Below are 24,729 nucleotides of genomic sequence, written 5' to 3'. Positions count from 1 at the left end.
GGTCGCGGCAGCGACGCTCAGCGCGGCAGCGTCGCGACCCAGTTGCGCAGCAGCCGCGCACCGGCGTCCGCGGACTTCTCCGGGTGGAACTGGACGCCGGACAGCGCGCCGTACTCCGCGCCAGCGACGAAGCGGTCGCCGCCGTGCTCGGCCCAGGTGAGCCGCGCGCCGTCGGGCCAGTCGGCCCGGTCGTGGACGCCGTAGCTGTGCACGAAATAGAACCGCTCGGTTTCGATGCCGGCGAACAGGGCCGACGAGTCGGCCGCGTCGACGGTGTTCCAGCCCATGTGCGGCAGCCGGTCGCTTGTCAGCCGTTCGACGGTCCCGGGCAGCACGCCCAGCCCCCTCGCCTCCGCGCCGTGCTCGACGCCTCGGTCGAACATCACCTGGTGGCCGACACAGATGCCGAGCACCGGGGCGCCGCGGCGCAGGCGTCCGAGGATGAGCTCGGGCCCGCCGGCGGCGGTCAGCCCCGCCATGCAGGCGGCGAAGGCGCCGACGCCCGGGACCACGAGGCCGTCCGCCTCGTCCGCAGCGGCGAGGTCGGAGGTGAGCAGCACGTCGCTGCCGGTCGCCTCCAAGGCCCGGGTCGCCGAGTGCAGGTTCCCGGAGCCGTAGTCGAGGATGACGACCCGCGCCGTCACAGGGAGCCCTTCGTCGACGGGACGAGGCCCTCGATGCGCGGGTCGGGCTCGACGGCGGCGCGCAGCGCGCGGGCGAGCGCCTTGAACTGCGCCTCGACGATGTGGTGCGGGTCGCGACCGGCGAGCAAGCTCAGGTGGACGCAGATCCCGGCGTTCATCGCGAACGACTCGACGACGTGGTACGTCATCGAGCCCTGGTAGGGCACCCCGGATCCGCCGATGCGCGCGTAGACCTGCGCGTCCGGCTCGCCGGAGCACACGACGTAGGGGCGCCCCGCGAGGTCGACCACGCACCGGGCCAGCGCCTCGTCCAGCGGGACCGTGGCGTCGCCGTAGCGGCGGATGCCCGCCTTGTCGCCGAGGGCCTGGGCGAGCGCCTGGCCGAGGACGATCGCGGTGTCCTCGACGACGTGGTGGCCGTCGATGTGGACGTCGCCGCTCGCCTCGACGGTGAGGTCGATGAGCGAGTGCTTGGACAGCGCGGTCAGCATGTGGTCGTAGAAGCCGACGCCGGTGCTGATCTGGCTGCGTCCGGTGCCGTCGACGTTGACCTCGACGGTGATCGTCGACTCGGACGTCTCGCGGTGCAGTCGGGCGGTGCGGTCGGTCATCGGGCGTCCTCGATCTGCGCGAGCGCGCGGTAGAAGGCTTCCATCTCGGGCTGGGTGCCGGCGCTCACCCGCAGGAACCCCGCCGGACCGGTCTCGCGGACGAGAACGCCCCGGTCGAGCAGCTGCTGCCAGACCGCGTGCCGGTCGGCGAAGCGTCCGACGAGGACGAAGTTCGCGTCCGAGGGGACGATCTCGAACCCCATCGCGGGCAGCCTCGTCAGCATCTCGTCGCGGGTCTCGCGCAGCAGGTCGACCTTGGCGAGCATCTCGTCGGCGTGCGCGAGCGCCACCTCGGCGAGCGCCTGGGTCTGCGCCGAGAGGTGGTAGGGCAGCCGGACGATGCGGCAGGCGTCCACGATCGCGGGGGCCGCCGCGAAGTAGCCCACGCGTCCGCCGGCCAGGGCGAACGCCTTGCTCATCGTGCGGCTCACGACGAGGTTGCCGTAGCGGGACAGCAGCCGCAGCGCAGTGTCCTCGGGGTGCGCGGCGAACTCCTGATAGGCCTCGTCGGCGACGACGATCGCGTCCGTGCCCGCGAGGATCTCCTCGAAGACGTCCAGGCTCGTGGACGTGCCCGTGGGGTTGTTCGGCGTCGTGATGATGACGACGTCGGGACGGTGCTCGTCGATCGCGTCGAGCACGAGGCGCCCGTCGAGACCGAAGTCGTCGCGGCGCGGCACGGTGATGTAGTCGGTGTGCGTGTTGCGCGCGTACTCGGGGTACATCGAGTAGGTCGGGGTGAAGGTGAGCGCGCGGCGTCCGGGGCCGCCGAACGCACCGAGCAGGTGGGTCATCACCTCGTTGGAGCCGTTGGCCGCCCAGGTGTTGTCGATCGTCAGGCCGTGGCCCAGGTAGTGGGCGAGCGCCCAGCGCAGGTTGGTCGCCTCGCGATCGGGATAGCGGTTGACGCGGGTGGTGACGTCCATGACCGCGTCGGCCATCGCCCGGCGGATCTCGGTGGTCGGCGGGTAGGGGTTCTCGTTGACGTTCAGGCAGACCGGGACGTCGAGCTGCGGGGCGCCGTAGGGCTCCTCCCCCACCAGCTCCGGGCGCAGCGGCAGGTCGGCCAGGCTCGGGTTGGGCCTCATCGGGCCTCACCCCGGGGACGGCGGACGGTGACGGCGGCGGCGTGCCCGGGCAGGTCCTCGGCCAGGGCGAACGTCTCGACCGTGGACGCCAGGTCGAGCAGCGCGGACTCGGAGTAGTTGATGACGTGGACGGCCTTGTAGAAGCTCGACACGTTCAGCCCCGACGAGTAGCGCGCCGCGCCGGCGGTGGGCAGGACATGCGTCGAGCCGGCCGAGTAGTCGCCGAGCGAGACCGGCGCGTATGAGCCGACGAAGATCGCCCCCGCGTTGGTGATGCGCTGGGCGACCTCGTAGGCGTTGCGGGTCTGGATCTCGAGGTGCTCGGCGGCGTAGGCGTCCACGACCGCGATGCCCTGCTCGACATCGTCGACGAGGACGATCCCGGACTGGTTGCCGGTGAGCGCGGTGCGGACGCGGTCGGCGTGTTTCGTCTCGGCGACGCGACGCGCGAGTGCGGCGTCCACGGCCTCGGCGAGCTGGGAGCTGTCGGTGACGAGCACCGAGCCGGCCATCGGGTCGTGTTCTGCCTGGCTCAGCAGGTCGGCGGCGACGAACTCGGGGTTCGCGCTGTCGTCGGCGAGGATCGCGATCTCGGTGGGTCCGGCCTCGGAGTCGATGCCCACGACCCCGCGCAGGTGCCGCTTGGCTCCGACCACGTAGATGTTGCCGGGGCCGGTGACCATGTCGACGGGCTCGCACAACCCCTCGACGCCGTAGGCGAACATCGCGATCGCCTGCGCGCCACCGACGGCGTACACCTCGTCGACGCCGAGCAGGTGGCACAGGCCGAGGATGTTCGGATGCGGCAGGCCGCCGAAGTCCTTCTGCGGCGGGGACGCCACCGCGAGCGACCCGACCCCGGCGACCTGCGCCGGGATCACGTTCATCACCACCGAGCTGGCCAGTGGGGCGAGGCCGCCCGGAACGTAGAGGCCGACGCGCGCGACCGGGATGATGCGCTGCTCGACGAACGCCCCCGGCGCCACCTCGACGCGGTTGAGCTCGGGCCGCTTCTCGATGACGGCGACCGCGCGCCGGCGACGGATCGACTCCTCGAACGCGGCGCGGACGGTCGGGTCGAGCTCGTCGGCGCAGCGGCGCAGCACGTCCGCGGGCACGCGCAGGTTCTCGGGGACGACGCCGTCGAAGCGCTCGGCGAACTCGCGCAGGGCGTCCTCGCCGCGTTCGGCGACGGCGTGGCAGATCGGCGCGACGACGTCGACGGCGTGGTCGACGTCGAAGTCGGCGCGGGGGATCACCCGGCGGTAGTCGAGCTGGCGGCCACGGACATCGATCGTTCTCAAGAGCACAGGGTGATTGTATGGGCGCATGTTCATCGGACTCGGCACGGTCACGAACGTGGTCACCGTCGCGGCGGGGGCCCTGCTCGGTGTCCTGCTCGGCAACCGCATTCCCCAGCACGCGCGCGACATCGTCACCGACGTCCTCGGGCTCATCACGGTGGTGCTCGGGTTCGGCAGCGCCGCCGCGATGGGCACCGAGGCCCTGCGCGCCGAGGTCGGCGGGGCCGGCATGCTGATCGTGCTCGGGTCGCTGCTCGTGGGCGCGATTCTCGGCACCGCGCTGCGGCTGGAGCAGCGCATCGAGGGCTTGGCCGAGTTCGTCCAGCGCCGCTTCGTGTCCGGAGGCCAGGACGCCCGCTTCGTGGACGCCGTGGTCACCCCGACCCTGCTGTTCTGCGTCGGCCCGCTCACGATCCTCGGCTCGCTGTCGGACGGCCTGGGTCGCGGCGCCGACCAACTGCTGGTGAAGTCGGTGATGGACGGGTTCGCGGCCATCGCGTTCGCGTCGAGTCTGGGAATCGGCGTGTTGTTCTCGGCCGTCGCGGTCGGGATCATTCAGGGCGCGCTCACGCTGCTGGGGTTCGTACTCGGGGACTTTCTGAGCGCGGCCCAGATCGACGCCCTGACCGCCACCGGCGGCGTCATGCTGTTGGGGCTGGCGCTGCGGCTGCTGAACCTGAAGCAGATCGCCGTCGGGAACCTGCTGCCCGCCCTGCTGCTGGCCCCGCTCGCCACCTGGGGTGTGGCCGCCCTGCTCTAACGGACCCCGTCGCGCGTGGACCGCAACCCCCTCAACCGCAAGGAACGACATGGCGAAGAAGAACAAGGCCGCGGGCGGCACCCCGGCCACCGGCGCGCTCACCGCCGCCGGCGTGCCGTTCACGCTCAGCCACTACACGCATCACGACGGCGAGACCCACTTCGGCGCGGAGGCCGCCGCCGAACTCGGCGTGGACCCCGCGCGCATCTTCAAGACCCTCGTCGTGGACGCCTCCGGCAAGCTCGCGGTCGCGGTCGTCCCCGTCGCGGGGATGCTCGACCTCAAGGCGATGGCCGCCGCGCTCGGTGTCAAGAAAGTGGAGATGGCCGACCCGGCGGTTGCGCAGCGATCGTCCGGCTACGTCGTCGGCGGGATCTCTCCGCTCGGCCAACGCACCCCGCTCCCGACGGTGATCGACGAGAGCGCGACGCGTTTTCCGACCATCCACGTCTCGGCCGGACGTCGCGGCACCCAGGTCGAGCTGGCGGCCGGCGACCTCGCCGCGGTGACGTCCGCGACTTTTGCGCCCATCTCGCGGGGCTGACCTCGCGACGCGCCAAACCGCCACCTGGGGCCCTGTCGCGGCGACCTCCGACGCGCCATCGTCACGTGCGCCCCTGTCGCGGGACTGACCTCCGACGGCGCAGTGACGCCGTAGGGGCCACGGCGCGACGGTTCCGGAAGCGCATGCTCCGCGCTTCGTCGTCACTAGCGCGCAGCTCTCGCGGGACTGATCTGCCGACTCACGCAACATCTCACGTGCAGATCGCGCGGGGCTGGCATCGCGCGCAGACCAGCCGATCGAGCGCGTGCTGTTTACCAAGCTCTCCGGCGCGAGGCGGTCGCCGCGGAGGCTGTCCCGGGCCCCGTCAATCGCCGATTTCGGGCCGAACGCACCCCAGGCGACGAGGGCCAAGTGGACGCCCGCTCCGAGCAGCCGCCTGTGAGCGAGAGGTCACCGTCGCCGACCTGAGCGGCGGACATAACGGGATTATCCTGCCACTCGTGGCGACGGACTCGGTCACTGGTTCGCGAACCTCCTTGTCATCGCAATATGCGTCGATCCGCATCCCGTCTGGTGGCAAGATAATCCCGTTATGCCTAGCAGCGGCGCGGGCAAGGACAGCGCGGGCCGCGCGCAAAGCCGACACGGGCAGCGCGGGCAGCTCGCAAGGACGACACGGGCCGCGCGCACCGCCGCCAGCGCGGACGGCACTGGCCGCGCGCCGGGCCAGCCTGGGCAGCGCAGGCAAGCCAGCGCGGACGAAGCCGGCAGGAGGCGAGCATCCCGTCAGTTCGCGGCGTCTCCAGCGGGGCTGAGGTCCACGCCGGCTGCGAGAGCGCTGTCGACGGCTTCGATCCCGCGCTCCAAGGCGTCCTTGCGGCGGGCGAGCTCGAGGCCGATCAGCGTCAAGTACGTGTCGGTGGGCTCGCCGGCGAGCTCCGCAGCCCAGGCGCGCTGCGCGAGGACGTGCTCGCCGACCACGCTGTCCTGCATCGAACCCAGCGATTCGGTGACCGCCTCCCACCGCTTGGCGATCTGCGCGGCAGCGTCCCCGAACGTGTCCACCAGCGCCTCGGCGCAGTAGCGCACCGCCTTGGCCGCCTTGCGGACGTCGTGCCACGGCTCCAGAACCTGGAGGTCGCCCCCCGCTTTGGCCCGCACGGCCCGCGCCCGCTCGACGGAGGCGTCCAGCAGGCCTGGCAGCACCTCGGTGGCGGGGCGCTCCCCGAGCTCGGAGCTCGGCCGGGTCGCGACCAACTCGTCGAACAGTCCGCGCACCTCGCGGTACCGGTCGGTGTCGAGCGCCTCGACGAGCGCGGCATGCGCACGGGCGTGCTCGGCCTCCAGGTCGGCGGGCAGGCGCTCGGCGACGGGGCCGACGAGCGAGTCGCCGTCCAGCTCGCCAACGAGATCGATGAGGTAGTCGCGCAGCACCTCGGCGTCCCGCGGCGCGCCCAGCTTCTCGCCGAACCACTTCAGGCCCGACTCAAGCTGGCGCGCGCTCCGCTTGTCGAGGACGCTGCGGTAGATCTTCAGGATGCTCCGGGATCTCCTCGCCGCGACGCGCGACTTGTGCACGGCGTCCGGACCGTCCGCCCGGACGTCGTCGGCGTACTGGTCGATCACCTCGGCCTGCTTGGCCAGGTAGGCCCAGACCACCTCGGCGGCCGTGTCAGCTCGCCCGGGTTGCTCCTGATCCGTCATGGTCATCCAGCGTAGTGGACGCCGCCTCCTCGCTCAGCGGCAGGGCGCGGGCAGGTTCGTCCCGGACCTCGGGGCCGAGCGACGACAGGAACAGGGTGGGCGCGACCGCCGCGAAGGCCCACACGGCGATCGCGGACGGGGCGTCCAGGTGCAGCGAAACGGGGACCAGATCGCCGGGCTGCGCGGCGGCCAGCCGTGCGTCGAACGGGCCGGGCCCCAACAGCTGCCCCACCGAGCGGCACACCAGCGCGGCCAGCAGGCCCGCGCCGGTGGCGATGAGAGCGCACGGCCAGCCGACGTGCTTGAACCAGGTCCAGGCCAGGGGGCCGAGAAGCAGCCCGACCGCCATGCCCACCAGGACGTAGACGGCGTCCGCACTCACGATCTGCATCTGCCCGAGCTCGCCGAGGGTGGCGCTCCCGTCGGCGGCGACGCGGTACCCGGGCAGCACGGCGACGCGCGACCACACGAACGCGCCGACGACGCCCGCGAGCGCCGAAACGGCCGCGAGGACGCCCACCCACGTCACGATCCGGGAGTTACGCACGGCGGAAACTCTAGGCCCCGACACAGCTCGGGCCCAACAGCGCCTTGAGGTCGGCCATCAGCGACGGCGACGGGAGCACCCGCAGCCGGTCGTCCAGCCGCCACACCTTGGCGCCCTGCGGGCCGAGCAGCCGCATGCGCACCTCCGCCATCCCGGGATGGTTCCCGAGCACGTAGCGCAGCTGTTCGACGACCGCCGGCGTGCACCGCGCGGTCGGCAGCTGGATCGTCACCGGGCCGGACGGGCCCTCGCTCGTGTCGGGGAAGCTGACGTCCTGGCCGCTCAGCTCCACGCTGTCGTCCTTCTCGCGCACCCGTCCGCGAATGCGGACGACCGTGTCGGTCGCCAGCGACATCGCCACGGGCGCGTACGCGTTGGCGAAGACGAGCACCTCGACGGACGCCTCCAGGTCCTCCACGGTGACGATGGCCCAGATGCGGCCGTCCTTCGACTGCTTGCGCTGGACGGCGGTGACCATGCCGCAGATCGTCACCGACCCGTCGCGGGGGCCGTCGTCGGAGACCAGCTGCGCGATGCTGATGTCCCGGTTCGCGGTCAGGATGTGCTCCAGCCCCTGCAGCGGATGATCCGAGACGTAGAGGCCCAGCATCTCGCGCTCGAAGGCGAGCCGGGTGCGCTTGTCCCATTCCTCCAGGTCGGGCACGGGGCTGGTCGCCAGGCCGCCCCCGCCACCCGAGGCATCGTCCGCGCCGAAGAAATCGGCGAAGAGGTCATCCTGGCCGTTGGCCTGGTTTCGCTTCAGGTCGATGACCTCGTCGACCTTCGTCTCGAAGCACTCCATCAGGCCGCGGCGCGTATGGCCGAGCGAGTCGAACGCCCCGGCCTTGATCAGCGACTCGATGACCCGCTTGTTGCAGGCGATCAGCGGGATGTGGTCGAGGAACTCGTTGAAGTCGGACGCCGGACCCTGCTCGGAGCGTGCTTCGACGATGCCGTGGACGACGTTGTTGCCGACGTTACGGATGGCGGCCAGCCCGAAGCGGATGTCGTCCCCGACAGGGGTGAACCGACCCTCGGACGAGTTCACGTCGGGCGGCAGCACCTTGATCCCCATGTGCCGGCACTCGCCGAGGTAGATCGCCATCTTGTCTTTGTCGTCCTTGACGGACTCCAGCAGGGCGGCCATGTACTCGGCCGGATAGTTCGCCTTGAGGTAGGCCGTCCAGTACGAGATGACGCCGTAGGCGGCGGAATGGGCCTTGTTGAAGGCGTACGCCGCGAACGGGACCATGATCTCCCACAGCGTGTTGATGGCCTCCATGGAGTAGCCGTTCTTCAGCATGCCCTCGGAGAACGGCTTGAACTCCGCCTCGAGGACCTCCTTCTTCTTCTTGCCCATCGCGCGGCGCAGCAGGTCGGCCTGTCCCAGGCTGTAGCCGGCGACCTTCTGGGCGATCTGCTGGATCTGCTCCTGATAGACGATCAGGCCCTGGGTGGTGTCGAGGATGTCGGCCAACGGCTCGGCCAGCTCGGGGTGGATCGGCGTGATCGGCTGCTTTCCGGTCTTGCGCAGCGCGTAGTTGGTGTGCGAATCGGCGCCCATCGGGCCCGGCCGGTACAGCGCGATCGTCGCGGAGATGTCCTCGAAGTTGTCGGGACGCATCAGCTTCAGCAGCGACCGCAGGCCGCTGCCGTCCAGCTGGAACACCCCGAGCGTCTCCCCGGACGCCAGCAGGTCGTAGGCCTTGCGATCCGTCATGTCGCGGCGCAGCTCGTCGAGGTCGAGGTCGATGTCGCGGTTCAGCGACACGTTCTTGACCGCGTCGTCCAGGATCGTCAGGTTGCGCAGGCCGAGGAAGTCCATCTTGACCAGGCCCAGGCTCTCGCAGCTCGGGTAGTCGAACTGCGTGATGATCTGGCCGTCCTGCTCGCGCTTCATCACGGGGATGACGTCCATCAGCGGCGCGCTGGACATGATGACGCCGGCGGCGTGGACGCCCCACTGCCGCTTCAGCCCCTCGATGCCGCGGGCGGTGTCGACGATCTCGCGCACTTCGGGGTCGCCCTCGTACAGCGCGCGGAACTCGCCGCCCTCGTTGTAGCGCGCGTGCTCGGGGTCGAAGACGTCCGCGATCGCCACGTCCTTGCCCTGGACCGGCGGCGTGTAGGCCTTGGTGATGCGCTCGCCCTCGCTGAACGGCTTGCCGAGGACACGGCCGGCGTCCTTGATGGCCTGCTTGGCCTTGATGGTGCCGTACGTGACGATCTGGCAGACCCGGTCGTCGCCGTACTTCTCGGTGACGTACTTGATGACCTCGCCGCGCCGACGCTCGTCGAAGTCGATATCGAAGTCGGGCATCGACGGGCGCTCGGGGTTGAGGAACCGCTCGAAGATCAGGCCGTGCGGCACCGGGTCGAGGTCGGTGATGCGCATCGCGTAGGCGCACATCGAACCGGCGCCCGAGCCGCGACCCGGACCCACCCGGATGCCGTTCTCCTTCGCCCACTTGATGTAGTCGGCCACGACGAGGAAGTACCCGGCGTAGCCCTTGCCGATGATGACCTCCTCCTCGTACTCGGCCTGCTTGACCGCGTAGTCGGGGACGCCCTCGGGGAACCGCTCCAGCAGGCCCCGGTCGACCTCCTTGATGAACCAGGACTGTTCCGACTCCCCTTCCGGGACGTCGAAGCGGGGCATGTACGTGCCGACGCCCTCGTCGAAGCTCGTGCTGCACCGCTCGGCGATGGCCAGCGTGTTGTCGCACGCCTCGGGGAGGTTGCTGAAGAGCTGCCGCATCTCGGCCGGCGACTTGAGGTAGTAGCCGTTGCCGTCGAACTTGAACCGGCCGGGGGTGTCCCGATTCGCGCCGGCAGACACGCACAGCAGCGTGTCGTGCGCGTCGGCGTCCTCGGCGCTGGCGTAGTGCAGGTCGTTCGTCGCGACGAGCGGCAGCGAGAGCTCCTTGGCCAGGCGCAGCAGGTCTTGCCGGACGCGGTTCTCGATGTCGAGGCCGTGGTCCATCAGCTCGACGTAGAAGTTCCCGGCGCCGAAGATGTCGCGGAACTCCGCGGCCGAGTTGAGCGCCTCCTGGTACTGCCCCAGCCGCAGGTACGTCTGAACCTCGCCGGACGGGCAGCCCGTGGTCGCGATCAGTCCCTCGTGGTACTCGTTCAGCAGCTCGCGGTCGGCGCGCGGCTTGTAGAAGAACCCCTCCAGGGACGACCGCGACGACAGCCGGAACAGGTTGTGCATACCGGCGTTGTCGGCCGACCACATCGTCATGTGGGTGTAGGCGCCCTTCGCCGCGACGTCGTCGCCGGTGCCGTCGCCGAACTGAACCCGCTTGCGCTCGCTGCGGTGGGTCTTCGGGGTCAGGTACGCCTCGAGGCCGACGATCGGCTTGACGGTGCTGTCTTTCGCCGTCTTGTACCACTCGTAGGCGCCGAACATGTTGCCGTGATCGGTGACGGCGAGCGCGGGCATGCCCAGGCGCTCGCAGCCCTTCACCAGATCTTTCAGGCGCGCGGCGCCGTCCAGCATCGAGTATTCGGAGTGGCAGTGCAGGTGTACGAACTCATCGGCCATTGCGTGTGGTCAACCTCCCAGAGCGCCTACCCTAACGCGCCGCGCCGACAGTCCCGAGCAGCACCCGCCCGACGTCCTTGGGCGACGTCGCGCCAGCCGGACGCGGCGACAAGATCCACGCCTTCGTTGCCGACACCGCGGCGAATCTCCACTCCTGCCACCGGCGGACACTAGGATCGCCGCGATCACTACTCGGGCCGCTGGCCCGCCCGACACTCCTGAAGGAGCCCCATGAAGGTCTCGCTCATCGGCGTGCCCACGGACATCGGCGCCAGCACCGTCGGCTGCCGCCTCGGCCCCCAGGCGCTGCGCGTCGCCGGCCTCACCAAAGCCCTGGAGGGCTTCGGCTGCGAGGTCCGCGACACCGGGGACCTCGAGGGGCCTCCCAACCCGGAGCTGCCCCCCGTCGACGGCTACCGCCACCTCGGCGAGGTCATCGCCTGGAACACCGCCGTGCGTGACGCCGTCGCCGCCGAACTGGCCGACGGCCGGTTCCCGATCATGCTGGGCGGCGACCATAGCCTGGCGATCGGCTCGATCAGCGCCGTCGCCGCCCATTGCCGGGCGACCGGCAAGAAGCTCCGCGTCATCTGGGTGGACGCCCACGCCGACTTCAACACCGCCGAGTTGACGCCCTCCGGCAACATCCACGGCATGCCGGTGGCGTGCCTGACAGGCCACGGCCCGAAGGAGCTGACCACGCTCTCCGACGTCGAGCCCGCCCTGGGCCACGACGAGATCCGACAGGTGGGGCTGCGCAGCGTCGATCCCGGCGAGAAGAAGTTCCTGTTCGACGAGGGCGTCGAGGTCTTCGACATGCGCTACATCGACGAGGTCGGCATGCGCGCGACGATGGCGCGCGCGCTGGAGGGCGTCGATGACAACACCCACGTCCACCTCAGCCTCGACCTCGACTTCGTCGACCCGGCCGTCGCCCCCGGCGTCGGCACTCCGGTGGTCGGGGGCCCCACGTACCGCGAGGCCCAGCTCGTCATGGAGATGCTGGCCGACGTGGGACGCCTCGGTTCCATCGACCTCGTCGAGGTCAACCCGGCCCTGGACCTGCGCAACGCCACCGCGAAGCTGGCCGTCGACCTGGTGGAATCGCTGTTCGGCAAGAGCACGCTGCAGCGCCTGACGAACCCGGTCGGCGAACCCGATCACGCCCAGGGCTGACCTTCAGGCCTGGTCGGACGGGTCGGCCTGGGCGTCCGGACGCTCGGCCGAACCGGGCCCGGCCTCCTCACGCTCCAGCGGACCGCCTTCGCGCCCGGTGCGCACCAGGTCGCGCAGGGCGTGCCAGCTCTCGATCTTCGTCCGGGCGCGGGCTCGCTCCGCGCCGAGGGACTGCTCCCCCGCGTCGATGCGCAACCAGTCGTCGTAGGTGGACGGTGCGCTCCCTCGCTCGGCCAGCAGGGCCGGCACGTCGACGAGCTGCGCCGACGGCGTCCGGGCGGCGAGGTCGGCGACCAGATGGGCGACGGTCTCCTTGGCGTCCGCCTTGTTGGTGCCGATGACGCCGATGGGGCCGCGCTTGATCCAGCCGACGACGTACTCGCGCTCCTGGACGGCGCCGGCGGTGTCCGTGACCCGCCCCTCGACGTTGGGGATGACGCCGAACGCCTCGTCGAACGGCACCCCGGGCAGCGCCTTGCCGCGGTAGCCGATCGCCCGCAGCACCAGCTGGGCCGCGATCTCGGTCTCCTCGCCCGTGCCGACGACCGACGTCCCGCCCGCGGGCCGGGTGCCCTCCACGACGACGGACTCGACGGCCGCCGTGCCGAGCAGTCTCACGGGCCGGCGCCAGAACAGCAGGTGCAGCGTCGCCCGCGGCTGCGGCACCTCGCGCTCCAGCCCGGCGGCCAGCGCGTCGAGGTTCGCGCGCACCCGTCGATCGAGACCCGCCGGGTCGATCCCCTCGAGCACCGCCGGGTCGAGGTCGAGCGCGACGCCGTCGATGCTCAGCAGCTCGCGCAACTCGGGGGTGGTGAAGCTGGCGTGCTGCGGCCCGCGGCGTCCGATCACCCAGACGTCGGTGACCGGGCTTCCGGCCAGCTCGTCCAGCACGGGCTGCGGCACGTCGGTGCCCTCCAGTTCGAGGGGCGTAGCGAGCAGCATGCGAGCGACGTCGACGGCGACGTTGCCCACCCCGAATGTCACCGCGCTGCGGACGTCGCCCAGCGGGTGGGGGCGGGCGTCCGGATGGCCCGAGTACCAGGCGACGAACTCCCGGGCCGACACGCTGCCCGGCAACTCCTCGCCGGGGACGGACAGCCGGCGGTCTTCGGACGCCCCCGCCGCGTAGACCACCGCGTCGTAGCCGGCGAGCAGTTCGTCGCGACTGACGGTCTCGCCGAGGTCGACCAGGCCGAAGAACCGCACGCGAGGGTCGGCGAACACGTCCGAGAGCCGCTGGGCGATGGCCTTGATCGAGGTGTGGACGGGCGCGACGCCGTAGCGCAGCAACCCGAACGGCGTCGGCAGCCGGTCCAGGACGTCCACGCGCACGTCGAGGTCGTTCTGCTTCAGCAGCGCCTGGGCCGCGAACAGGCCGGAGGGACCTGCGCCGACGATGGCGATTCGGGCGGGGCGCTCAGCTGGCTCGTCCATGCGGGCAGCGTAGCCGCGCCGCCGTCCCGCACGCCGGGGCGACGCCGTTCGCGGACAAGCCGCGCGTCGCGCGGAAAATGATGACACCATCGCCAGGTGAACGAGAGCACGAACAGCCAGGGCTCGGGGGCGTCGGTGGCGCCCGCCGACGAGGGCGGCGCGTCGGAGAGCCTGCTCACGGTGTTGATCGCCCTGGGGGCGAACGCGGTGATCGCCGTGCTGAAGTCGGTCGTGGCCGCGTTGACCGGGTCGGCGTCCATGGTGGCGGAGGCCGCGCACTCCTGGGCCGACACCGGCAACGAAGGTTTCCTGCTGATCGCCGAGCGACGCGCCGCCAAGCCGGCGGATCGCGACCACCCGCTCGGCTACGGACGCGCGGCCTACGTCTGGTCGATGATCGCCGCGTTCGGCCTCTTCGCGGTGGGCGCCGGCGTCTCGATCGCGCACGGGATCAACGCGCTGAGCGCACCAGAGGAGGAGACCGACTACTTCTGGGCCTACGTCGTCCTCGCCGCGGCGTTCGTGCTCGAGGGCGTCTCGTTCCTCCAGGCGCGCCGCCAGCTCAAGGCCGGCGCGGAGAAGGCAGAGGTCAGCCCGCTGCACTACCTCAGCCACACGTCCAACCCGACGCTGCGCGCTGTCTTCTTCGAGGACGCCGCGGCGCTGATCGGCGTCCTGATCGCCGCCGCCGCCATGGCTCTGCATCAGGTGACCGGGAACCCGGCCTGGGACGCCATCGGGTCGATCTTGGTCGGCGTCCTGCTGGGGTTCGTCGCGGTCTACCTGCTCTCGCGGAACATGGCCTTCATCGTGGGCCAGGTGGTCGACCCCGCGATCAACCGGGCCGCCCTCACCTGGCTGGTGGAGCGGCCCGAAGTGCTGCACGTGACCTACCTGCACCTGGAGTACGTCGGGCCACAGAAGGTGTTCCTGATCGGCTCCGTCGACCTGGCCGGCGACGATCCGGAAAGCCAGGCCGCACGCGAGCTGGAGGCGCTGGAGGACGGCCTCGAGCAACATCCGCTCATCGCCAAAGCGCTCCTGTCGCTCGCCGAGCCGGGAGAGGCTCCCCTCTCCCCGCCCGGGCGTTAGCCGCTGAGAACCAGACCCGGGCGTCTGGATTGCTGCGCGCCGCGCTACCCCGCCCACGAGTGACATCGGGTGGGGGACGCCGACGCACTCGCTGACCGACCTTGGCTCATGCTCGACGACCGGCCCGATCACGTCTTCCGTGAGCGCCCCCTCCGAACGTCGTTACGCGCCCAGCGGGGCGCGAGCGGCACTAAAGGACCAAGGCCGCTAACTTTCGGACATCGTGTCGAATGCGGTGCTGACAGGGGGATTCACCGCGTCCTAGCGTTCCTGTCGGCGACACCACCCGGGTGTCGCCCAGCACAAGTGAGGAACAGTCATGGCGATCACCCCCACACGTTCGATCAAGCACCTCCTCGTCGGCACGGCCACGGCCGCCGTCGCCAGCGCGGGTCTGCTCGTATCGGCCCCCTTGGCCCACGCAGCAGCCACCGGCTACACCACCGCCCCGCTCACCGTCCGGGCGGGCACCAACACGAGCACCGCGGCACTCACCAACATCCCCTCCGGTGCGGCGATCTCGCTGCAGTGCCAGACCCCCGGCCAGGCCATCGCCGGCACCTACAACTCCAACTACTGGGGCCGCGTCACCTACAACGGCAAGACCGGTTACGTCTCCCGCGCCTACGTCCGGGTTCCGAACGCGTCCGGCCTCGGCGCCTGCAGCACCTCCACCCCGACGCCGACGCCTGCTCCGCCCAAGTCCGCCGTCAACGGGCCGATCCGACGCGCCGAGGTGCTGGAGCGCGGACGCTACTGGGTCAACCGGGCCGTCCCGTACTCGATGTACAAGTTCACCAACGACCCGCAGGGCCGGAGCTACCGCACCGACTGCTCGGGCTTCGTGTCCATGGCGCTGCACCTCGACACCAGCCTGTCGACCGTGACGCTGCCTGAGCGCGTCCACTCGATCTCGAAGAGCTCGCTGCGCCCCGGTGACATCGTCGGCAACCTGGGCCCCGGCACCGGCGGTGCCGCCGGGCACGTGATGATCTTCAACGGCTGGACGAGCTCGGCTCAGACGAGCTTCCACACCCTCGAGGAGACCCCCGGCTACGCGCAGGCCAAGATCCGCACCTGGGGCTCGGCGTCCTACACCTCGCACGCCTGGCGCTACGGCAAGATCGCCGACTGACACCACCGAGCAACGACACCGGCGCCGCGCCCCTCGTGGGACGCGGCGCCGGTCTCGTCGGTGGTCGTCTACCGCCGGGCGTCGGCTCGCCGGCGTCCCACGAGGACTCACTCGCGGGACGAGCGACGTCCGGTCACACCACCAGCGGGCGAACCTCCGGGCCGATCGGACGCGGCAGGGTCGTGGTGCCCTGCAGGAAGGCGTCCACGCCGTTGGCGCAGGAGCGTCCCTCGGCGATGGCCCACACGATCAGCGACTGGCCGCGGCCGGCGTCGCCGCAGGCGAACACGCCGGGGACGCTGGTCTCGAAGTGGTCGGACCGCTCGATGTTGCCGCGGGGATCCAGCGTCAGGCCGAGCTCCTCCACCACACCGTTGTGCTGCGGGTGCATGAAGCCCATCGCCAGCAGCACGAGGTCGGCGGGGATCTCCCGCTCGGTGCCCTCGACCGGCTCGAAGCGGCCCTCCTTCATCGCCACCTCGCTCAGCTTCAACGACCGGACGTGTCCGTCGTCGTCGCCCACGAACTCGGTGGTCGAGACCGCGTAGAGGCGCTCGCCCGCCTCCTCGTGCGCCGAGCTGACCCGCATGATCATCGGGTAGGTCGGCCACGGCTGGTTGACGGGGCGCTGCTCGGGCGGGGTCGGCATGATCTCCAGCTGGGTCACCGTCTTGGCGCCCTGGCGCACCGAGGTGCCGAGGCAGTCGGCGCCGGTGTCGCCGCCACCGATGATGACGACGTGCTTGCCGGTCGCGACGATCTGGTTCTCGACCTCCTGGCCGAGGGCGGCGCGGTTGGCCTGCGGCAGGAACTCCATGGCCTGGTGGATGCCGTCGAGTTCGCGTCCGGTGGCGGGCAGGTCGCGCGGGATCGTCGAGCCGATGGCCAGCACGACGGCGTCGAACCGGTCGCGCAGCTGTTCCCCGGTGATGTCGACGCCGATGGTGGTGTTGTTCTTGAACACCGTGCCCTCCTGCCGCATCTGGCGCAGCCGGCGGTCGAGGACGCTCTTTTCCATCTTGAACTCGGGGATCCCGTAGCGCATCAGGCCGCCCGGTGCGTCCGCCCGCTCGTAGACGACCACCGTGTGGCCGGCACGGGTCAGTTGCTGCGCGGCGGCGAGTCCGGCCGGCCCCGAGCCCACGACCGCGACGGTCTTGCCGCTGTGCCACTCGGGAGTTTCCGGCACGATGCGCCGGTCGTCCCAGGCCTTGTCCGCGATGGCGACCTCGACGTTCTTGATCGTCACCGGGTCGCGGTTGATGCCGACCACGCACGCCGTCTCGCAGGGCGCCGGGCACAGCCGCCCGGTGAACTCAGGGAAGTTGTTCGTCGCGTGGAGCCGGTCGGTCGCCGCGCGCCAGCGATCGCGATAGATCAGGTCGTTCCACTCCGGGATCAGGTTGCCCAACGGACAGCCCGAGTGGCAGAACGGAATGCCGCAATCCATGCAGCGCGACGCCTGCCGGCTGATGATCGGAAGCACGGCCCGCCCGGGCGTGCCCGGGTAGACCTCGTTCCAGTCATGAACGCGTTCCTCGACGGGACGCCGCTGCGCCACCTCGCGGGGAACCTTCATGAAACCCCTGGGATCAGCCATGTGCAGCCTCCATCATTCTGGCGGTGATCTCGTCCTCGCCCAGGCCTTCCGCCTCGGCGCTGTCGCGTGCGTCCATGATCCGCGCGAAGTCGCGCGGCAGGACCTTGGTGAACCTCGTCCGGAGCGCGTCCTCCCCGGCGTCCAGAAGCTTCTGGGCGACCGGCGAGCCGGTCTGCTCCGCGTGCCGGCCGAGCAGTTCGGTGACGCGCCGGACGTCGAGATCGGTGAGCTCCACGGCGTCCACCATCTCGGTGTTGAGCAGGTCGCGGTTCAGGTCGAGGATCCAGGCCAGCCCGCCCGACATGCCCGCGGCCACGTTGCGGCCGGTGGGGCCGAGGATCAGCGCCTCGCCGCCGGTCATGTACTCGCAGGCGTGGTCGCCCACGCCCTCGACCACCGCGGTGGCCCCGGAGTTGCGCACGCAGAACCGCTCGCCGACCTGGCCGCGGACGAGGATCTCGCCGCTGGTCGCGCCGTAGCCGATGACGTTGCCGGCGATGATCTGCTCCTCCGCCGCGAAGTGGACGCCGTCGGCGGGCCGTAGGACGAGGCGTCCGCCCGAGAGGCCCTTGCCGAGGTAGTCGTTCGTGTCGCCGACGAGCCGCAGCGTGACGCCCCGGGGCAGGAACGCCCCGAAGCTCTGCCCGCCGGTGCCGGTGAGGGTGAACTCGATCGTGTCGTCGGGCAGCCCCTCGCCGCGGGTGGCCTTCGTCACCGCGTTGCCGAGCATCGTGCCGACGGTGCGGTCGACGTTGCGGACGCTCAGTTCCTCGCTGACCTTCTCGCCGCCCTCCAGCGCGGGCCGGGCCAGCTCGATGAGCCGGTTGTCCAGCTTGGCGGCCAGGCCGTGGTCCTGGCCGACGGTGTTGCGCAGCGCCGCGCCCGCGGGCAGCTCGACGCGGTGCAGCACCGGCCCCAGGTCGAGGCCTTGGGCCTTCCAGTGGTCGATCGCCTTGCGGGTCTTGAGCGCCTCGACGTGCCCGACGGCCTCGGCGATGCTGCGGAACCCGAGCCTGGCCAGGTGCTCGCGCACCTCCTCGGCGATGAACTCGAAGAAGTTCACGACGAAGTCGGCGTGGCCGGAGTACTTCTCGCGCAGCTGCGGGTTCTGCGTCGCGACGCCGACCGGGCAGGTGTCGAGGTGGCAGACGCGCATCATGATGCAGCCGCTGACCACCAGCGGCGCGGTCGCGAAGCCGAACTCCTCCGCGCCGAGCAGGGCCCCGATGACGACGTCCCGGCCGGTCTTGAGTTGGCCGTCCACCTGCACGACGATGCGGTCGCGCAGGCCGTTGAGCAGCAGCGTCTGCTGGGTCTCGGCGAGGCCGAGCTCCCACGGGCCGCCCGCGTGCTTCAGCGACGTGAGCGGCGCAGCTCCGGTGCCGCCGTCGTGGCCGGAGATCAGGACGACGTCCGCCTTGGCCTTCGACACGCCGGCCGCGACCGTCCCGACGCCGACCTCGGCGACGAGTTTCACGTGGACGCGAGCCACCGGGTTGGCGCACTTCAGATCGTGGATGAGCTGCTTGAGGTCCTCGATCGAGTAGATGTCGTGGTGCGGCGGCGGGCTGATCAGGCCCACCCCCGGCGTGGAGTGCCGGGTCTTGGCCACCCACGGGTACACCTTCGGGCCGGGCAGCTGGCCGCCCTCGCCGGGCTTGGCGCCCTGGGCCATCTTGATCTGGATGTCGTCGGCGTTCGTCAGGTAGTCGCTGGTGACGCCGAATCGTCCCGACGCCACCTGCTTGATCGCCGAACGGCGCTCCGGGTCGTAGAGGCGCTCGGTGTCCTCGCCGCCCTCGCCCGTGTTCGACTTGCCGCCGAGGCGGTTCATCGCGATCGCGAGCGTTTCGTGGGCCTCGCGGCTGATGGAGCCGTAGCTCATCGCGCCGGTGGAGAACCGCTTGACGATCTCGCTGACCGGCTCGACCTCCTCGAGCGGCACGGGCGTGCGCGACTCGTCGAACTCCAGCAGGCCGCGCAGCGTCATCAGGTTGCGGCTCTGGTCGTCGACCTGGGCGGTGTACTTCTTGAAGATGTCGTAGCGCTTCTGCCGCGTGGCGTGCTGCAGGCGGAACACAGTGTCGGGGTTGAACAGGTGCGGGGAGCCCTCCCGGCGCCAGCGGTACTCGCCGCCGACCTCCAGCGTCCGGTGCGACGGGTTGAGCCCCACCGGGTAGCCATGGTCGTGCCGCGAGCGGACGTCCCCGGCGATCTCGTCGAGCCCGATGCCGCCGATGCTGCTGGTGGTGCCGGTGAAGTAGGTCTCGATGAGTTCCTCGGACAGGCCCAGAGCCTCGAAGATCTGCGCGCCCGTGTAGGACGCGATGGTGGAGACGCCCATCTTGCTCATCACCTTCAAGACGCCCTTGCCGAGCGCCTTGCGGACGTTCCGAACGGCCTGCTCGGGGTCGACGTCGACGAACGTCTCCTTGCGGGCCAGGTCTTCGGCCGACTCGAACGCCAGGTACGGGTTCACCGCGGCGGCGCCGTAGCCGATGAGCAGCGCGACGTGGTGCACCTCGCGGACGTCCCCCGCCTCGACGATCAGGCCCACCTGGGTGCGGGTCTTCTCGCGGACGAGGTGGTGGTGGACGGCCGCGGTGAGCAGCAGCGACGGGATCGGGGCGTCGTCGATCGTGCTGTGCCGGTCGGACAGCACGATCGTGCGGCAGCCGCGCTCGATCGCTTCGCTGACCTCGGCGCAGATCTCGTCGAGCCGGGCGCGCAGGCCCTCGCCGCCGGACAGCACCCGGTACAGGCCGCGGACGACGTAGGTGTCGAACTCGGGCATGGAGCCGTCCCGGTTGATGCGCACCAGCTTGGCCAGCTCGTCGGAGTCGAGCACGGGGAAGCCGATGACGATCTGCCGGCAGGACGCCGGGCCCGGCTCCAGCAGGTTGGCCTCGGGACCGATCGTGGACGCCAGCGACGTGACCAGCTGCTCGCGGATCGCGTCCAGCGGCGGGTTCGTCACCTGCGCGAACAGCTGGGTGAAGTAGTCGAACAGCAACCGCGGCCGGTCGGCCAGCGCCGCGAGCTGCGCGTCGTTGCCCATCGAGCCGATCGCCTCGGCACCGGTCTGCGCCATCGGCGCGATGATCGTCTTCAGCTCCTCGTGGGTGTAGCCGAAGACCTGCTGACGCCGCACGACGGACGCCGACGAGTGGATGACGTGCTGCCGCTCGGGGAGGTCCTCCAGGCGCAGCGAGCCCTTGTCGAGCCACTCGTGGTACGGCTGCTCGGCGGCCAGGCCGGACTTGATCTCGTCGTCGTTGATCAACCGGTGCTGGTCGAGGTCGACCAGCAGCATGCGGCCGGGCTGGAGCCGGCCCTTCTCGACGACGCGGCTCTGCTCGATGTCGAGGACGCCGGCCTCGGACGCGAAGACCACCAGCCCGTCGTCGGTCACCCAGTAACGTCCCGGACGCAGGCCGTTGCGGTCCAGCGTCGCGCCGATCAGCGAGCCGTCGGTGAAGCACAGGGCGGCGGGACCGTCCCAGGGCTCCATCACCGAGCTGTGGAAGCGGTAGAAGTCCCGGCGGGCGGGATCCATCTCCTCGTTGTTCTCCCAGGCCTCGGGCACCATCATCAGGATGGCGTGGGGCAGCGAGCGTCCGGCCAGGTGCAGCAGCTCCAGCACCTCGTCGAACGTCGCCGAGTCGGAGGCACCCGGAGTGCAGATCGGGAAGCAGCGCTCCAGGTCGCCGGGGATCAGGTCGGTCTTCAGCAGCGCCTCGCGGGCACGCATCCAGTTGCGGTTGCCCCGGACGGTGTTGATCTCGCCGTTGTGCGCCAGCATGCGGTACGGGTGGGCGAGCTCCCAGCTCGGGAAGGTGTTCGTCGAGAAGCGCGAGTGCACCAGCGACAGCGCCGACTCGGTCCGCTCGTCCAGCAGGTCACCGAACACCTCGGCGAGCTGCTGGGTGGTGAGCATGCCCTTGTACACCAGCGTGCGGCTCGACAGCGACGCGAAGTACACGCCGGCCTCGTGCTGCGCCCGCTTCCGCAGCGGGTAGACGAGCCGGTCGAGCTCGAGGCCGCTGCGGTTCTCGCCCTGCGCCGTCACGAGCAGCTGCTCCATGTGCGGCATCACGGCCAGCGTGACGGGACTCAGCGTGTCCGAGCGCGTCGGCACCTCGCGCCAGCCCAGGACGCGCAACCCCTCCTCGATGGCGAGGTACTCGATGGTCCGCTTGGCCCGCGCGCGGTCGACCGCCTCAGCCGGCAGAAAAGCCAGCCCGATCGCGTAGTGCCCGGCGGGAGGCAGGTCGAAGCCGACCGTCTCACGGATGAGCCGGTCGGGCACCTGGAGCAGCATGCCCGCGCCGTCTCCCGCGGCCTCGTCGGCGCCGGTCGCGCCGCGGTGGTCGAGGTTCGCCAGGGCGGTCAGGCCCTGGGCGACGATCTCGTGGGTCGGGCGGCCGTCCAACCGCGCGACGAAGGCGACGCCACAGGCGTCGTGCTCGAACTCGGGGCGGTACAGTCCCTCCGCCCGGCGTGCGGGCATGGACATCGCAACCATCTGGTCTCCTTCGATTCGCCTCACCGGCACGCGCAGACTACTGACGCAGAAGTTCTCGTCTCACACCGTGTCGGCTGGTGGAAACAAGAGACTTTCTCGCGGAGCCGCGCTACTGGTCGTCGGCCCCGGCGGGCCGCGCCTCCACCCGGTAGATGCTCTCCTCCCGGCCCGGGAAGGCCCTTCTCAGCCAGACGAACGCGACCACGCCGACGAGCGCCAGGATCAGCGCGGTGATCTGGTTGGTGCGCAGCGGGCCGAGGTAGTAGGAGAAGTCGGTCCGCATGCCCTCGATGAAGAACCGGATGATGCCGTAGCACACGATGTAGAGGCTCAGCGTCTGTCCGTGGCCGAGCCGGAACCTCCGGTCGGCCCAGAGCAGCAGCGCCGCCGCGGCCAGGTTGAGCAGCAGCTCGTAGAGGAACGTCGGGTGGAACGTCGCGTACTGCTCCAACCCCGGGGGCCGGTGCGCGGCGTCGATCTCCAGCCCCCAGGGCAGATCGGTCGGCCCGCCGAAGAGTTCCTGGTTGAACCAGTTGCCGAGCCGTCCGACGGCCTGGGCGACCGGCAGGGCCGGGGCCAGGGCGTCCCCGAAGGAGAGCAACCGGACCCCGGTGCGTCGGCAGCCGATCCAGGCGCCCAGCGCGCCGCCCATCAGCGACCCGAAGACGGCGATGCCGCCCTCCCAGATGAAGAACGCCGACCACGGGTTCACCCCCGGGGCGAAGTAGTCGCCCCAGTGGGTGATCACGTGGTAGATGCGGGCGCCGACGATGCCGAACGGCACCGCCCACAGCACGATCTCGTCGAAGTCCTCCCCCGCGCCGCCGCGGTTGCGGAACCGGCGCGAGGCGATGAGGTAGGCCACGACGATGGCGGCGAGCATCGTCAGGGCGTAGATGCGGATCGTCAGCGGCCCCAGGTTGAAGCTGTTGAACGGCGGGGACGGGATCGACAACAGCATGCGGCTCAACTCCGGGGTGTGCGGCGGACGCCGTCGGCCAGGTCGGCGACGACGCGGCGCAGGGCGCTGAAGTCGCCGGGGCGGCCGGCGTCCTCGGCGTCCAGCAGCGTGCGGACGAATGCGGAGCCGACGATCGCGCCGTCGGCATAGGAGACGACGTCGGCGGCCTGGTCGCCGTTGGAGACGCCAAGGCCGACGCCGACCAGCCGGTCGGGGGCCAAGGCCCTCAGCCGCTCGACGAGCACCGGCGCCAGCGAGGACGACTGTTCGCGCGTCCCCGTGACGCCCATGATCGCGGTGGCGTAGATCCACCCGCGGGACGCCTCGGCGGTCGCCTTCAGCCGCTCGTCCGACGACGAGGGGGCGACCAGGAAGATGCGGTCGAGGTCGTGCTCGTCGGACGCGGCGATCCACTCGCCGGCCTCGTCGGGCGTCAGATCGGGCGTGATCAGGCCGCAGCCGCCGGCGTTGGCGAAGTCGCGCGCGAACCGCTGCACCCCGTAGCGGTCGACGAGGTTCCAGTAGGTCATGGCGACCGCGGGCGTCCCGGTGGCGGCGATGGCCTCGATGGCGCCGAAGACGTCGCGGGTGTGGACGCCGCGGGCCAGCGCCGACGTGCCCGCCCGCTGGATGACGGGGCCGTCCATCATCGGGTCGGAGTACGGCAGCCCGATCTCGACGAGGTCGACGCCCGGGTTGTCGCCGTCGCCGCACAGCGCGGCCATCGCGGCGTACGAGGTCGGGACGTCGGGGTAGCCGACGGGCAGGTAGCCGATCAGCGCGCCGCGTCCCTCCTCCTTGGCCTTCTGGAACGCCTTGCCGGACTTGCCGGCGTGGTCCGGCACGCTCACTTCACGCCTCCCACGGTGTCGTTGGGGAGCCCGTCGATGCCGAACCACGTCAGCGCGGTGTCGATGTCCTTGTCGCCCCGCCCGGACAGGCACACGCAGATCAGCGGCCGCAGGTCCGGGTCGGTCTCGGCGAGCCGGCGGCCGAGCCGCAGGGCGCCGGCGACGCCGTGCGCCGACTCGATGGCCGGCATGATGCCCTCGGTCTGGGTGAGCAACCGGAAGGCGTCCATGGCCTCGGCATCGGTGACGGGCTCGTAGACCGCCCGGCCGCGGGACGCCAGGAACGAGTGCTCGGGGCCGACGCCCGGGTAATCGAGCCCGGCCGAGATGGAGTGGCTCTCGACGGTCTGGCCGTCCTCGTCCTGCAGGATGTACGTCCGGGTGCCGTGCAGGACGCCGATGGAGCCGCCGCCGATGGACGCCGCGTGGCGCTGCGTCTCGACGCCGTCGCCGCCGGCCTCGAAGCCGAACAGGTGCACCTCGGGATCGTCGATGAAGTCGGCGAACATGCCCATCGCGTTCGACCCGCCGCCGACGCACGCCGCCACCGCGTAGGGCAGCTCGCCGTACGTGTCGAGGATCTGCCCGCGGGCCTCGGTGCTGATGACGCGCTGGAACTCCTTGACCATCAGGGGGAACGGGTGCGGGCCCGCGACGGTGCCGATCAGGTAATGGGTGTCGTCGACGGACGCGACCCAGTCGCGCATGGCCTCGTTCATGGCGTCCTTGAGCGTCGCCGATCCCGCCTCGACGGCGATGACCTCGGCGCCCAGCAGCTTCATGCGGGCGACGTTGACGGACTGGCGGTCGGTGTCGACCTTGCCCATGTACACGCGACACTCCAGGCCCAGCAGCGCCGCCGCCGTGGCGGTCGCGACGCCGTGCTGTCCCGCTCCGGTCTCGGCGATCACACGCGTCTTGCCCATCCGCTTGGTGAGCAACGCCTGCCCGAGCACGTTGTTGATCTTGTGCGAGCCCGTGTGGTTGAGGTCTTCGCGCTTGAGCAGGATGCGCGCGTTGCCCGCCTGCTCCGAGAGCCGGCGGGCCTCCGTGATGGGCGAGGGCCGTCCCGCGTAGTCGCGCTGGAGCCGGTGCAACTCGTCCATGAAGGACGGGTCCGCCAGCGCCGAGGTGAACTCGCGTTCGAGCTGGTCGAGCGCCGCGTACAGCGCCTCGGGGACGTACTTGCCCCCGAAGACGTCGTAGTGACCCGATGCGTCGGGCAATGTCACGTCGTCATTCTCC

At 70.7% G+C, this 24,729-nt stretch carries 18 protein-coding genes; 5 read left to right on the top strand and 13 right to left on the bottom strand.

The window, feature by feature from the left end; translation table 11 throughout:
- Positions 1-17: 17 nt before the first annotated feature.
- The 4 genes from hisH to hisD are packed head-to-tail and all read right to left on the bottom strand — an operon-like array spanning position 18 to position 3,653.
- On the bottom strand, positions 18-644 hold the full coding sequence (gene hisH / locus BN1187_RS07290) for an imidazole glycerol phosphate synthase subunit HisH (protein WP_040160526.1): 627 nt from the start codon (positions 642-644) through the stop codon (positions 18-20).
- The gene (hisB, locus tag BN1187_RS07285) at positions 641-1,255 is read right to left on the bottom strand and encodes an imidazoleglycerol-phosphate dehydratase HisB (RefSeq protein ID WP_040160524.1); all 615 of its coding nucleotides are present in this window, start codon (positions 1,253-1,255) and stop codon (positions 641-643) included. The genes hisH and hisB overlap by 4 nt, the downstream gene beginning before the upstream one ends.
- Positions 1,252-2,343, bottom strand: a complete 1,092-nt coding sequence (locus BN1187_RS07280; protein ID WP_040160522.1) for a histidinol-phosphate transaminase — start codon at positions 2,341-2,343, stop codon at positions 1,252-1,254. Before BN1187_RS07280 ends, hisB begins: the two co-directional genes overlap by 4 nt.
- Positions 2,340-3,653, bottom strand: coding sequence for a histidinol dehydrogenase (hisD, locus tag BN1187_RS07275; RefSeq protein WP_235750630.1), 1,314 nt, complete (start codon positions 3,651-3,653; stop codon positions 2,340-2,342). Before hisD ends, BN1187_RS07280 begins: the two co-directional genes overlap by 4 nt.
- 19 nt (positions 3,654-3,672) lie before the next feature.
- On the opposite strand from hisD, the gene BN1187_RS07270 reads away from it, so the two are divergent.
- On the top strand, positions 3,673-4,407 hold the full coding sequence (locus BN1187_RS07270) for a DUF554 domain-containing protein (RefSeq protein WP_040160520.1): 735 nt from the start codon (positions 3,673-3,675) through the stop codon (positions 4,405-4,407).
- Between the two features lie 49 nt (positions 4,408-4,456).
- Entirely contained in the window at positions 4,457-4,951 is a 495-nt protein-coding gene (gene ybaK, locus BN1187_RS07265) for a Cys-tRNA(Pro) deacylase (RefSeq protein WP_040160518.1), read from the top strand.
- 747 nt (positions 4,952-5,698) lie between these two features.
- Here the strand turns inward: ybaK and BN1187_RS07260 are convergent.
- The 3 genes from BN1187_RS07260 to dnaE are packed head-to-tail and all read right to left on the bottom strand — an operon-like array spanning position 5,699 to position 10,710.
- A complete protein-coding gene (locus BN1187_RS07260; RefSeq protein WP_082034588.1) occupies positions 5,699-6,622 on the bottom strand; it encodes a CHAD domain-containing protein in 924 nt (307 codons plus the stop codon).
- A complete protein-coding gene (locus BN1187_RS07255; protein ID WP_052462472.1) occupies positions 6,585-7,163 on the bottom strand; it encodes a hypothetical protein in 579 nt (192 codons plus the stop codon). The genes BN1187_RS07260 and BN1187_RS07255 overlap by 38 nt, the downstream gene beginning before the upstream one ends.
- A 10-nt stretch (positions 7,164-7,173) precedes the next feature.
- Positions 7,174-10,710, bottom strand: a complete 3,537-nt coding sequence (gene dnaE / locus BN1187_RS07250; RefSeq protein WP_040160516.1) for a DNA polymerase III subunit alpha — start codon at positions 10,708-10,710, stop codon at positions 7,174-7,176.
- Positions 10,711-10,941: 231 nt separating this feature from the next.
- Here dnaE and rocF point away from each other — a divergent pair, with 231 nt between their 5' ends.
- On the top strand, positions 10,942-11,886 hold the full coding sequence (gene rocF, locus BN1187_RS07245) for an arginase (RefSeq protein ID WP_040160514.1): 945 nt from the start codon (positions 10,942-10,944) through the stop codon (positions 11,884-11,886).
- Positions 11,887-11,889: 3 nt separating this feature from the next.
- Here the strand turns inward: rocF and BN1187_RS07240 are convergent, their stop codons facing one another.
- The gene (locus tag BN1187_RS07240; protein ID WP_072042012.1) at positions 11,890-13,320 is read right to left on the bottom strand and encodes an NAD(P)-binding protein; all 1,431 of its coding nucleotides are present in this window, start codon (positions 13,318-13,320) and stop codon (positions 11,890-11,892) included.
- A 96-nt stretch (positions 13,321-13,416) separates the two neighbouring features.
- Between BN1187_RS07240 and BN1187_RS07235 the strand changes: the two genes are divergently transcribed.
- Together BN1187_RS07235 and BN1187_RS07230 are read left to right on the top strand one after the other, a co-directional pair.
- Entirely contained in the window at positions 13,417-14,412 is a 996-nt protein-coding gene (locus tag BN1187_RS07235; protein WP_052462471.1) for a cation diffusion facilitator family transporter, read from the top strand.
- Positions 14,413-14,731: 319 nt separating this feature from the next.
- Positions 14,732-15,547 (top strand): SH3 domain-containing protein, encoded by an 816-nt coding sequence (locus BN1187_RS07230; RefSeq protein ID WP_052462470.1) that lies wholly within the window; start codon positions 14,732-14,734, stop codon positions 15,545-15,547.
- Between the two features lie 133 nt (positions 15,548-15,680).
- On the opposite strand, the gene BN1187_RS07225 is transcribed toward BN1187_RS07230, so the two are convergent.
- From BN1187_RS07225 to trpB, 5 genes are all read right to left on the bottom strand, one after another.
- Positions 15,681-17,147, bottom strand: a complete 1,467-nt coding sequence (locus BN1187_RS07225) for a glutamate synthase subunit beta (RefSeq protein WP_040160512.1) — start codon at positions 17,145-17,147, stop codon at positions 15,681-15,683.
- A complete protein-coding gene (gene gltB, locus BN1187_RS07220; protein WP_040162569.1) occupies positions 17,140-21,663 on the bottom strand; it encodes a glutamate synthase large subunit in 4,524 nt (1,507 codons plus the stop codon). Before gltB ends, BN1187_RS07225 begins: the two co-directional genes overlap by 8 nt.
- Before the next feature lie 118 nt (positions 21,664-21,781).
- A complete protein-coding gene (gene lgt, locus BN1187_RS07215; protein ID WP_390620211.1) occupies positions 21,782-22,642 on the bottom strand; it encodes a prolipoprotein diacylglyceryl transferase in 861 nt (286 codons plus the stop codon).
- Complete coding sequence (gene trpA / locus BN1187_RS07210) at positions 22,639-23,484, bottom strand: tryptophan synthase subunit alpha (RefSeq protein WP_052462469.1); 846 nt, start codon at positions 23,482-23,484, stop codon at positions 22,639-22,641. Before trpA ends, lgt begins: the two co-directional genes overlap by 4 nt.
- On the bottom strand, positions 23,481-24,716 hold the full coding sequence (gene trpB / locus BN1187_RS07205) for a tryptophan synthase subunit beta (protein WP_040160504.1): 1,236 nt from the start codon (positions 24,714-24,716) through the stop codon (positions 23,481-23,483). The genes trpA and trpB overlap by 4 nt, the downstream gene beginning before the upstream one ends.
- Positions 24,717-24,729: the final 13 nt, after the last annotated feature.

This window comes from Nigerium massiliense, assembly GCF_000826085.1.
In the GTDB taxonomy this organism is placed as follows: Bacteria; Actinomycetota; Actinomycetes; order Propionibacteriales; family Propionibacteriaceae; genus Propioniciclava; species Propioniciclava massiliense.
This window is presented reverse-complemented; position numbering and strand designations above follow the sequence as displayed.